Here is a 9,966-nt window from a genome sequence, read left to right as displayed (position 1 = left end):
CCGCAAAAGCGGCCCGTAGCCCCTCGATCAAGCCTTCAATCGGCTTGGTTCATGGGGAAAGGGGCCTTAACGCTCCATTCTTCCGCACCCTGCTAAACCAAACGGGGGCGGGGGGCGGCGGATGGCCGCACCTTCCGACCCGAAGCGGATATCCCATGCGAATGCTGTTCTTATCCCTTCTTCAGCCAGCCGTCGGGCCTATGACGCGGCGCATTTAGAAGGGGAGGAGTAGACCGCAGCATCCCGGCGGTATGCGACATTGTGTCGCTGCGACGACGGGTCGTTAACCGCAATCATGCAATGAATAACGGTCATGCAACCAATATGCTCCCGAGCCTTACTATCCATTAAGTGGTGACTCGTTATGCATATTCGGTTAGCGCTTGCTGCCACCCTGGCCATATTCAGCTTGTCGGCCTGCTCCTCCATTATCGAGGGCACCTCCCAGGAAATCGCCGTCAACACCACTCCCGCCGGCGCCAGCTGCGCCCTGGAACGGGAAGGCGCGGTCATCGCCCGCGTGAGCCAGACCCCCGCCTCGGCCACGGTGAAGAAGACGAAACACGACATCACCATCCGGTGCACCAAGGATGGTTTCCAGGAAGCGACCTTCCTGGACAAATCCGGCACCGCCGGCGCCACCGTCGGCAATATCCTGGCCGGTGGCGGTATCGGTTGGGCGATCGACAGCGCCAGCGGCGCTGACAACAAGTACGACAGCCCCGTGAACGTCACGCTGGTGCCGGTGGGTACCGCCGTCCCGGCTCCGGCCGCCGCGCCCGTGGCGCCGGCCGCCCCGGCTGCGAAATAAGCAGCCGCTGCGGAAGCCAAAAGGGCGGCGGCTGATTGGCCGTCGCCCTTTTTCTTTGCCCTGAGGGGGCCCCCTCAGCCGCCGGTGGCGGCGCGCAGCTGTTCCGCGATGGCCGCCAGGCGGTCGCCCAGCTCCTTGGTCGCGGCGGTGCTCGCCTGCTCATGGGCGCGGCTGGTGTCGACCAGCGCTTTCAGATGGTCCGTCAGGTCCAACAGGCCGCGTATGGTGCGGTCGGCCGCCTCCATGCGGATGCGCAGGCCGTCGGCCAGCGTCGCGACGGTGGCCAGATTGGGGTCCACCCGCGGGGCCAGCGCCTCCGCCAGGCTTCCGGTCAGGGCGCGCAGCGCCTCCGTCGCCTCGTCCTGGCGCGCAAGGGCGCGGTTCAAGGCGTTGGTGGCGCCGCTGGCGTCGGTCGCCAGGCCGGCGGCCTCGCGCTGAAGGTCGCGCACCGCGCCCTCCACCTTGGCGCCGGCGTCGCCCAGGCCGGCGCTCAGCATGTCCGACAGGCGGGTGGCGGTGTCGCCGATGCTGCCCGCCCGGTCGCCCAGGGCGTGGGCGGTCGCCTCCAGCCGGGCGATGGCCTCGTCGGCGGCGGCTTTCTGGTCGGGATCGGCGCTGCGGCGTTCCAGCTCGGCGCGCATGGCTTCCGACACCTTGCCCAGTCCCTCCAGGGTGCGTGTCATTTCGCCGGCGCGCAGCGCCACACCGGCGGCGGCGCCCGCCAGGTCGCGCTGTACCGCGGCCAGGCTTTCCGCCACCGGCTCCAGCCGTGTGCTGTTGGCCTCGGCGGCCGTCTCGATCAGGCGGTTGGCCCGGTTCAGACCATCCAGCGCGCCCGACAGGTTGCGCGTGACCTCGTCCGCCGTGCCGCGCAGCAGCTCGGCCGAGCTTTCCACGCGGCCGGTCACCCGTTCCAACCGGTCACCGGCGTGGGCCAAGGCCGCCTGCAGGTTGCGGTCGCTGTTGCCCACCGCTTCCGTCGCCCGCGTCAGGCCGCTCGTGGCCTCCGCGGTGCTGCTGGCCAACATCTCGCCCGACGCGCGCAGCAGCTTGACCGAGGCCAGCAACTTGGATTGCAGGTCGCCCATGGCGGTGTTCATGCGCTCGTTGGCTTCCTGCGCGTCGCCGGTGGCGCGGCGCAACGCGCCCTCCGTCTCCGACAGGCCGCGCACCACGCGGCCCACATCCTCGCCCGCGGTCAGGACCGTGCTGGCCACCAGGTCGGCGTTGCGGCGCAGGGCCTCCACCAGATTGTCCAGCCCGCCGCCGCCGCCCCGGTCGTCAAAGGCGTGCACCTGCAGGGCGGCGCGGCTCAACAGCTCCGTCGCCTCCTTGATCTCGCGGTTGCTATCGCCGGCCGCCTTGGCCACGGCGCCACACAGTTCACCCATGCGGCGCACGCCGTCCGTCAACTCCTGGCGCGTGTCACCCAGCAGCGCCGTCAGGTCGCGCCGCGTGTCGGCCACCAGGCTCGACACGGCGTCGCCGTTGCCGGCCAGGGTGTCGCCGGCGCTGCGCAGCCGGCTGGTCAGTTGGCCGAACAGGTCGCCGGCGCCCCCGTCGAACTTCAGGCGGGCCCGCCCGTCCTCGGTGATGATGGAAACGTCCGGCAGGTCAGCCACTTGGCGGCGGAAGGATTCGATGGCGCGGGCCATGTCACCCAGCTCGTCGGCGCGGTCGGTGCCGGCCACCGGCACGCGCCAGTCGCCCCGGGCCACGCCGCTCACGCTGTCGCGCAGCTGGTCCAGCGGCACCAGCAGCCGCAGCCGGATCAGCCACAGCGCGGCGGCGGCGGTGGCCAACATGGCGCCAACCGCCGCGATGCCCAGCCAGAACCCGGCGCGGGCCGGTCCGGCCAGGACATCGGCCGTGGCCTGCACCTCTTGCCGGCGCAATTGGGCGATACGGTCGGCCACGGCGGCGTGCAGTGTCATCAGCGACAGGCCGGTGGCGCCGGACAGCGCCTGCGGCTTGTCGCCCGCAGCATTCACCGCCGCCCGGTACCGGTCGACCAGACGGTGGAGGTCGCGCGCCAAATCCGACTCGGCGGTGGTCAGGCGGTTGCCTTCAAAGGCCCGAACGTTGCGGTCGGCCGTCTCAAGGGCCTGGGAAATGTCGGCCCGCGCCTGCACGCTGCCGGTCTCGGCATAGACAGCCAGGGCGTTCAGCAGGCCGCCGTTGCCCAAAGCCGATCGCGCCTCATCCAAGGCGCGGGACTTGGCCGCGGCCACGGCCGGCGTTTCATCCAGCGAGCGGTCGACCCGGCTGAACAAGGCCATGTTATAGGTCGCTGCCGCCACCAGGGCGATCGAGGCGGCGATGACCAGGGCGGTGATCCAGCTGCTGGCGCGACGCAGGCTGCCCCCCGTCGCGCCCCTGCTGGCCGTGGGCGTTGAACTGACCCCTGACTTCATACCCCCACCCGCCTATCGCCCGCGTACCGGGCCACCGGAGGCGACCCATTCCCAAGGCGTCATGGTGTGTAAGGGTGGCCGGCCTTCGTCAATTACTTTGTAAGGCGCGGTTTGGCCACGGGGTGGCGATGGGTTGGTATCGCTGGCGCGTAATAAGAAAGCGCGCCCTGCGACCTTACGCGCCGGGTGCCGCCCCGGGGCTTGCCCCCACGCCGGCCAGGGCGTAGGAAGGATCAGGTCGGGCAGGATGACATGCCTGGATCCTGGCTGCGGGGGCCCGGTTGGCTGCACCGGTGTGGCTGCGCGGGTTTCGTGTCGAGGGCCTGTATGCGTATCGTCCAGATTATCTTGTCCAAGGGCTTTCGCGGGGCCGAGCGCCACGTGGCCAGTCTGGCCATGTCCCAGGCGCGCCATCACGATGTTTTGCTGATCGTGCGGGCCGATTGCGCCGACGCGGGCGGCCGGTCCATTCGCGACGAGCTGCCGCCCTCGGGCGAACTGCCGGGTCTGAGGGTGGTGACGGTGGGACCTGGGCTGATGGCGCCGGGGATTTGGAGTCACATCCGCCGGTTCCGGCCGGATGTCATCCACTGCCATGGCGGCCGGGCGGGCCAAACCGTGGGACGGCTGCGGCCCTTGCTGCCGGGGCGGCCATCGGTGCTGGCGACCATGCATCCCGATTACCGCCGCCGCTGGTACCAGAATCACGATGCCGTCGTCGCGACCACGGACTGGCAGGCGCAGGAAGCCAAGCTGGGCGGCTTCGAGGGGCGCATCGCCCGTGTGAATCTGTGGCAACAAGCCCATCCCGCCCCTGACAGGGGGCGCGTCGCCGCGTTGCGCGCCGAAATGGGCGCTGAACTGCCGGGCGACATGCTGGTGTTGGGCGTGGGGCCGCTGGTGCGGGAAAAGGGCTTCGACCTGCTGGTCAGCGCCGTGCGGGGCCTGGATCGTCCGAACCTGAAATTGGCCATCGTGGGCGACGGGCCGGAGATGGGGCCCCTGCGCCAGCAGGCGGCCGATTGCCCCGCCATCCGTCTCATGGGCTTTCGCGGCGACGTTAAGGATTTCTACCACGCCGCCGACCTGTTCTGTTCCCCCTCCCGGTTCGAACCTTTCGGCCTGGTGTTCCTCGAGGCCTTGGACGCCGGCGTGCCGGTGGTGGCTTCCGCCTCGGAAGGGGCGCGCACCGTGCTGCAACCGCCGTCGCTGGAGGGGCATGACGCCTTCGGCGTGGCGGACGGGGTGCGCACGGGCAACGGATTGGCGCTGGCGCCCTTGGCGGCGCTGGGCGATGCCGATGATTTGGCGGAGGCCCTGGGCGTGGCGCTGAACGCCGTGGCGCAGGCCCGGGACTCCGGTATCCGCCTGCGCCATCGCCCCGCGCTCGCCGCATACAGCCAGGCCGCCAGTCTGGAGGCGTTGGAGCGCCTCTATGCCGAGTTGGTCGCGTCCGCTGAGGCCGCCGCGTCCGCCGAAGCTGGCACGGTGCCTAAGGCCGGGGCGCCGGCACCGGGCCACTGACGACAAGCGGCACGCCGCCGCTGGTCAGGGCCACGTCAGGCTTTTCCACATCCTCGATACGCAGCAGGGCCAGGCCGTGCGCACCCAGGCCGCTGCGCATCTCCCCCACCTCGCGGTCGCCCCAGACGACGGGCGTCCCGGCGGGCGGCAGGGACTGCCCGGCGGTCGCCGCCACCCGCATGAGGCGCTTGCGGATAAGCGCGCGGTAGTGAGTGCGCGCCGTCAATTCCTGCCCCATATAGCACCCCTTGTCGAAGGCCACGGCGTGCAGATGATCCATGCCGTTTTCCAGCGGTATGGATTTCTCGGGGACCAGGTCGCGGCTGCCGTCGGGCACGCCGAGGTCGAGACGCAGGCGGGTATAAGCCTCCGCCGCGTCCGGCAGGGCCTCCACCGCCGCGCGCGGCGCCACCAGGCGCAGGCCAAGGCCGGGATGGCGCGGGTCGGTATAGGCGATGGCGATTCCGTCCGGCGTCTCCACAGTCCAGGCGCTTCCGGGTTCCCCGTTCCCTGCCACGCCAGGGGCGACGGCCACGGCCCACTGCGCGCTCGCGTCGGCCAACGTCACCTTGGACCGCAGCTTGTACAGGGACAGGCGACGCAGCAGGTCGGCGGCCCGCGCGGACTCCGTCTCGATCAGCAGCGTCTCTTCCCCGGCGGCGTCGACATGGGCGATCACGAACATTTCGTGCAGGAACTTGCCCTGGGCCGTCAGGAACAGGGCATAGATGGCGTGCGACGGGTCGACGCGCCGGACGTCGTTGGTGATCAGGCCCTGCAGGAAGGTGCGGGCGTCGGGCCCGGTCAGCGCCAGGACGCCCCGCTCTGCCAATCGACCGGCACCCGCCGCCGGGACGGGGGGCCAGGAAAGTGCGACGCCTTCAGTCATGATGCCGAACCTGAACAGTTTCCCAAGGAATGGCTTCAACACGTAAGGGACGGGGCCCCTCACCGCAAGGGGTGCAGTTCCGAGGCAATGGTCCGCCGCCATCGCCGCATTGGCAAGCGTCTGATGACGCTTGTATAAGGGGCCGTCGCCGGAATCGGCCGTGGGTGTGGGGGTCAGTCTGTTGCGGGTTCTGTTCATCACCTCCACCCGTCTGGGCGACGCGGTGCTGACCACTGGCCTTCTGGGGCATCTGGTGGACAACCTGCCCGATGCGCGTTTCACCATCGCCTGCGGTCCAATCGCCGCCCCCTTGTTCCGCGCCGTGCCGCGCCTGGACCAGATCATCGCCATGCCCAAGCGGCGCATGGCGGGCCATTGGCTGGCCCTGTGGCGCCACGTGGTGGGCCATCGTTGGGATCTGGTGGTGGACCTGCGCGACAGCGCGGTTTCCTGGCTGGTTCTGGCCCGTCGCCGCGCCACCTTCCGGGGCGGCGATGATCGCCAGCCCAAGGTCGTCTCCCTGGGCCGGGTGCTGAGCCTGGACCCGCCCCCCAGCCCGCGCCTTTTCCTGGATGACGCCATTCGGGCCCAGGCGCGCGCGCTGGTCCGCCCCGATGGCGGGCCCATCCTGGCGCTGGGGCCCGCAGCCAATTGGACGGGCAAGGAATGGCCCGCCGACCGCTTCGCCGCGCTGGCCCAATGCCTGGTGGCGGGGCCGCTGGCCGCCGGGCAAGCCCCCGCCCGGGTCATGGTCCTGGCGGCGGAGGCGGAACGGCCGCGTTGCGCCCCGGTGCTGGATGCCCTGTCCGCCGCGCTGGGCGCGCACCGTGTCATCGACCTGGTGGGGCGCACCGATCCCCTGCTGGCGGGGGCCTGCCTGGAACACGCCCGCCTGTTCGTGGGCAACGACAGTGGCCTCATGCATGTCGCGGCGGCGGCAGGAACGCCCACCCTGGGCCTGTTCGGTCCCACACCGTCGCATCTTTACGCCCCTTGGGGCCCCCGGGCCCAGGCCGTGGTGGCGCCGGTCCCGGCGAATGGCGGGGGGGAGCCCACGGCCGAGGCCCGCATGGCGGCGCTGCCGCTGGAGCAGGTGGCCGCCGCCGCCGCCGGCTTGCTGGCCCGGATATGATCCCGCATATCGTGCCAATGGTATGATCCTGTGAAAAAGCGCTGGGAGCTGGCCTATTCCCGAGTAAAAGGGGTGGGGCTTGCATGGCGGGGCTGGGGGGCCTTGAGCCATCGGACAGAGACTGGAGCAAGATGTCGTTGACCCGGACCACGCCTGACCTGCGGACCACAGCGCCGGTTCTTCCCCCGCCTCATCCCGTCGGGCGTACCGTCGCCACCCCGGTGCCGTCGTTCAGCCTGCCCTGGATGGGGCTGACGCTGTTCCTGGTGACGATACTCGGCTTCATCTGCGCCCTGCTGCCCCTGGGCACGGCGCCCACGCTGATCAGCCTGTCGGTGCTGGGGGGCATCCTCTATGCGTTGCGTGCCCGGCGGCTTCCCGCGTTCCTGACCGCCCGCGCCACCTGGCGGGCCAGCCCGATGCTGCCGCTCGTGCTGTGCCTGGCGCTGGGCGCGGTTTCCGTGTTGTGGACGCCGGTGCGCAAGGACGGCGTCACCCAACTGTTGACCTTCCTCTACACGGTCGTGCCGTTCCTGTTCTGGATGGGCACCCTGCGCGAGGTGGATGACCGGCGGCGCTGGCTGCTTCTGCGCTGGGCCACCCTGGGCATGGTCGTGGGCCTCGCCATCTTCGCCATCGAGGTCTTGGGTGATCAGCCCATCTATCGCCTGGAAAAGGCGCTGGAGGGCACCAAGGTGGATCATGACCGGGCGTTGAACCGGCCGGCGGTGCTGTTCGCCACCTTGGCGTGGCCCTTGGGACTGGCGCTGGCCCGCCTGGCCTGGGTCACTGGCCGCGGCGCTTTCGCCCGGCTGCCGGCGCTGGCGGCGATGGCGCAGCCCCCGGCGGGGCGCGCCATGCCCTGGGCCTGGGTCATGCCCGCCGCCTTTTTCCTGACGGCCTTGGGTGGCACCAGCGCCTCGGCCAAGGTGGGCCTGGGGGCCGGCCTGGTGTTCTACGGCCTGGCGCGGCTGTCGGCCCGCACGGCGCGGGTGGTGATGATCGCTGTGCTGCTGGCCGGGCCCGTGCTGTCCATCCCGATTTCCCTGGGCCTGCACCGCGCCGGCCTGACGGAAGAGACGCGGATGCCGTGGAGCTTCCGCCATCGGGTGGAGATATGGGATGTCGCCGCCCGCCGCATTCTGGAAAAGCCGGTGTTCGGCTGGGGGCTCGACAGCTCCCGCAACATCCCGGATGAGGGCGAAGTTTCCAAGTTCCATCCAGAATCCCCCATCATCCCCCTACATCCGCACAACATTTTCCTTCAGGTGTTGTTGGAGCTGGGCGTGGTGGGCAGCATCCTGCACACTTGGCTGGGGGCTGGGCTGGCCTTGGCCACGCGGCGTCTGCCCGCCTATGCCCAGGCCACGGCGTTGGCGGCCATCGCCGCCACCATCGCGGTGGGCTGCTTCTCCTACGGCGCGTGGCAGACCTGGTGGCTGTGCGGCATCATGCTGGCGGCGGGCCTGCTTGAACTGAATTTGCCTGCGGGCTGGTGGGCGCGCGGCCAAGGATCGGCGAAGGCGCGTCAGAAACGCTGATGGCTTGCGGGCGGCGGGCTGGCGGGGGTAAATGGCACCCCCATATCAACGCTTCCCCGTCATTCCTTTGAGGACACGCCCATGTCGCCCGCGAAAAAGAACCCGCTGAAGCTGAATCCCCTGCAGCTTAAGACCCTGACCCTGCTGCAGGTTCTGGCCGGGATCGAGGGCGTGGGCCAGCCGGTGGTCGAGGGCGGCGTTCTGGTCGACCGTTTCCCCCATGCGCATGGCAACCACTTCCACCTGGGCCCCTATACCGTGATGTCGGCCGACGCCACCGGCCTGAGCAACCCGGCCGCCTGGGTGGCGCTGGAGCGCAAGGGCCTGATCAAGTCGCAATTCCCCAACGCCGCCATCATCACCGAGGAAGGTCTGGCGTACGACACCGGCATCCGCGACCAGATCCTGCACGGCTCCGACCATTGAGCCTCGGTTGAACAAAAAGGGGCGCGACGGCCGGACCGTCGCGCCCCTTTTTCTTTTGTTGGCGCTTTTTCCTTACAGGCTCAACCGGGCGCGGGCGGCGGCATACTCCGCCTTCAGCCGCGCGATGAGGTCGGCGGTGGGCATGACCTCGCCAATGGCGCCCACGCCCTGGCCGGCCCCCCAGATGTCCTTCCAGGCCTTGGCGCCCGGTGCCGCCGCCGCGCCGAAGTTCATCTTGCTGCGGTCCACCTGGGGCAGGTTATCCGGGTCCATGCCCGCGGCCACGATGCTGGACTTCAGGTAGTTGCCCGCCACGCCGGTGAAGAAGGGCGTGTAGACGATGTCGGAGGCGCTGGCGTCGACGATGGCCTGCTTGTAGGCGGCGGCGGCGTTGGCCTCGGTCGTGGCGATGAAGCGGGTGCCCATGTAGGCGAGGTCGGCGCCCATGGCTTGTGCCGCCAGGATGGCGTCGCCGGTGGCGATGGCGCCGGACAGGATGATGGGGCCATCGTAGAAGCGCCGCACCTCCCCCACCAGGGCGAAGGGGCTCAGCGCTCCGGCATGCCCGCCGGCCCCGGCGGCCACCAGGATCAGCCCATCCACCCCGGCCTCCAGCGCCTTCTCCGCGTGGCGCAGGCTGATGACGTCGTGGAACACCAGGCCACCATAGCTGTGGACATGGGGCACGATGTCGCCCGGCGCGCGCAGCGAGGTGATGATGATCGGCACCTTGTGGCGCACGCACACCTCCATGTCGTGCTCCAGCCGGTCATTGGATTGGTGGATGATCTGGTTGACGGCATAGGGCGCGATCTTCGCGTCCGGGTTGGCGGCGCGGGCGTCGGCCAGGGTGGTGTCGATGCGCGTCAGCCACGCGTCCAGCGTCTCCTTCGGCCGGGCGTTCAGCGCGGGGAAGGATCCGACGATGCCGCCCAGGCACTGGGCGATGACCAGATCCGGGTTGGACACGATGAACATGGGCGAGGCGATGACCGGCAGCGCCAGGTTCTGGGCAAGGACGGGCGGCAGGCTCATGGAATGGCATCTCCCCTGTATTTCTTGAACGGCCGCGGGCGGCCGATCCGGCCTCAATGCCATGGGCCCCCGGGGCCGTCAATGCGGGGGAGGGGGCCGCTTTTCCAGGAGAAATGGCAAAGCCCAGGCGCAGCCCACTGCCGGTGCGGACAAATTTTTTCAGGGGACCCGCGCACAAGAAAACGGGTGGGGAC

Annotated in this window: 8 protein-coding genes; 5 read left to right on the top strand and 3 right to left on the bottom strand. The window is 69.8% G+C overall.

Annotation, left to right across the window (positions count from 1 at the left end):
* The first annotated feature begins 364 nt into the window (after window positions 1-364).
* Window positions 365-811 carry a hypothetical protein gene (locus FBZ90_RS12695; protein WP_145732626.1) on the top strand — a complete coding sequence of 149 codons (447 nt, stop codon included), beginning with the start codon at window positions 365-367 and terminating at the stop codon, window positions 809-811.
* Between the two features lie 74 nt (window positions 812-885).
* Here FBZ90_RS12695 and FBZ90_RS12690 read toward each other — a convergent pair whose 3' ends face one another.
* The gene (locus FBZ90_RS12690; RefSeq protein ID WP_145732624.1) at window positions 886-3,225 is read right to left on the bottom strand and encodes a HAMP domain-containing protein; all 2,340 of its coding nucleotides are present in this window, start codon (window positions 3,223-3,225) and stop codon (window positions 886-888) included.
* Window positions 3,226-3,552: 327 nt separating this feature from the next.
* On the opposite strand from FBZ90_RS12690, the gene FBZ90_RS12685 reads away from it, so the two are divergent.
* Window positions 3,553-4,749 carry a glycosyltransferase gene (locus FBZ90_RS12685; RefSeq protein ID WP_186455780.1) on the top strand — a complete coding sequence of 399 codons (1,197 nt, stop codon included), beginning with the start codon at window positions 3,553-3,555 and terminating at the stop codon, window positions 4,747-4,749.
* Here FBZ90_RS12685 and ygfZ read toward each other — a convergent pair.
* Window positions 4,718-5,638 carry a CAF17-like 4Fe-4S cluster assembly/insertion protein YgfZ gene (ygfZ, locus tag FBZ90_RS12680; RefSeq protein ID WP_145732621.1) on the bottom strand — a complete coding sequence of 307 codons (921 nt, stop codon included), beginning with the start codon at window positions 5,636-5,638 and terminating at the stop codon, window positions 4,718-4,720. The two genes, FBZ90_RS12685 and ygfZ, sit on opposite strands and share 32 nt — an antisense overlap.
* A gap of 181 nt (window positions 5,639-5,819) precedes the next feature.
* On the opposite strand from ygfZ, the gene FBZ90_RS12675 reads away from it, so the two are divergent.
* The 3 genes from FBZ90_RS12675 to FBZ90_RS12665 all read left to right on the top strand — a co-directional run bounded on the left by FBZ90_RS12675 (window position 5,820) and on the right by FBZ90_RS12665 (window position 8,737).
* Window positions 5,820-6,770: a glycosyltransferase family 9 protein gene (locus tag FBZ90_RS12675; RefSeq protein WP_145732620.1), complete on the top strand. Its 951-nt coding sequence runs from the start codon at window positions 5,820-5,822 to the stop codon at window positions 6,768-6,770.
* Window positions 6,771-6,901: 131 nt separating this feature from the next.
* Window positions 6,902-8,311 (top strand): O-antigen ligase family protein, encoded by a 1,410-nt coding sequence (locus FBZ90_RS12670; RefSeq protein WP_186455779.1) that lies wholly within the window; start codon window positions 6,902-6,904, stop codon window positions 8,309-8,311.
* Window positions 8,312-8,392: 81 nt separating this feature from the next.
* Window positions 8,393-8,737: a hypothetical protein gene (locus FBZ90_RS12665; protein WP_145732618.1), complete on the top strand. Its 345-nt coding sequence runs from the start codon at window positions 8,393-8,395 to the stop codon at window positions 8,735-8,737.
* Between the two features lie 72 nt (window positions 8,738-8,809).
* On the opposite strand, the gene FBZ90_RS12660 is transcribed toward FBZ90_RS12665, so the two are convergent.
* Complete coding sequence (locus FBZ90_RS12660) at window positions 8,810-9,772, bottom strand: NAD(P)H-dependent flavin oxidoreductase (protein ID WP_145732616.1); 963 nt, start codon at window positions 9,770-9,772, stop codon at window positions 8,810-8,812.
* Between the last annotated feature and the right edge of the window lie 194 nt (window positions 9,773-9,966).

It is taken from the genome of Nitrospirillum pindoramense (assembly GCF_007827955.1).
GTDB lineage: Bacteria > Pseudomonadota > Alphaproteobacteria > Azospirillales > Azospirillaceae > Nitrospirillum > Nitrospirillum amazonense_B.
The sequence above is the reverse complement of the archived record's forward strand: the minus strand, read 5'-3'. Positions and strand labels throughout refer to the sequence as shown.

Coding starts and splice junctions, on each gene's coding strand:
- FBZ90_RS12695 (WP_145732626.1), top strand. CDS start 365: ATGCATATTCGGTTAGCGCTTGCTGCCACCCTGGCCATATTCAGCTTG.
- FBZ90_RS12690 (WP_145732624.1), bottom strand. CDS start 3,225: ATGAAGTCAGGGGTCAGTTCAACGCCCACGGCCAGCAGGGGCGCGACG.
- FBZ90_RS12685 (WP_186455780.1), top strand. CDS start 3,553: ATGCGTATCGTCCAGATTATCTTGTCCAAGGGCTTTCGCGGGGCCGAG.
- ygfZ (WP_145732621.1), bottom strand. CDS start 5,638: ATGACTGAAGGCGTCGCACTTTCCTGGCCCCCCGTCCCGGCGGCGGGT.
- FBZ90_RS12670 (WP_186455779.1), top strand. CDS start 6,902: ATGTCGTTGACCCGGACCACGCCTGACCTGCGGACCACAGCGCCGGTT.
- FBZ90_RS12665 (WP_145732618.1), top strand. CDS start 8,393: ATGTCGCCCGCGAAAAAGAACCCGCTGAAGCTGAATCCCCTGCAGCTT.
- FBZ90_RS12660 (WP_145732616.1), bottom strand. CDS start 9,772: ATGAGCCTGCCGCCCGTCCTTGCCCAGAACCTGGCGCTGCCGGTCATC.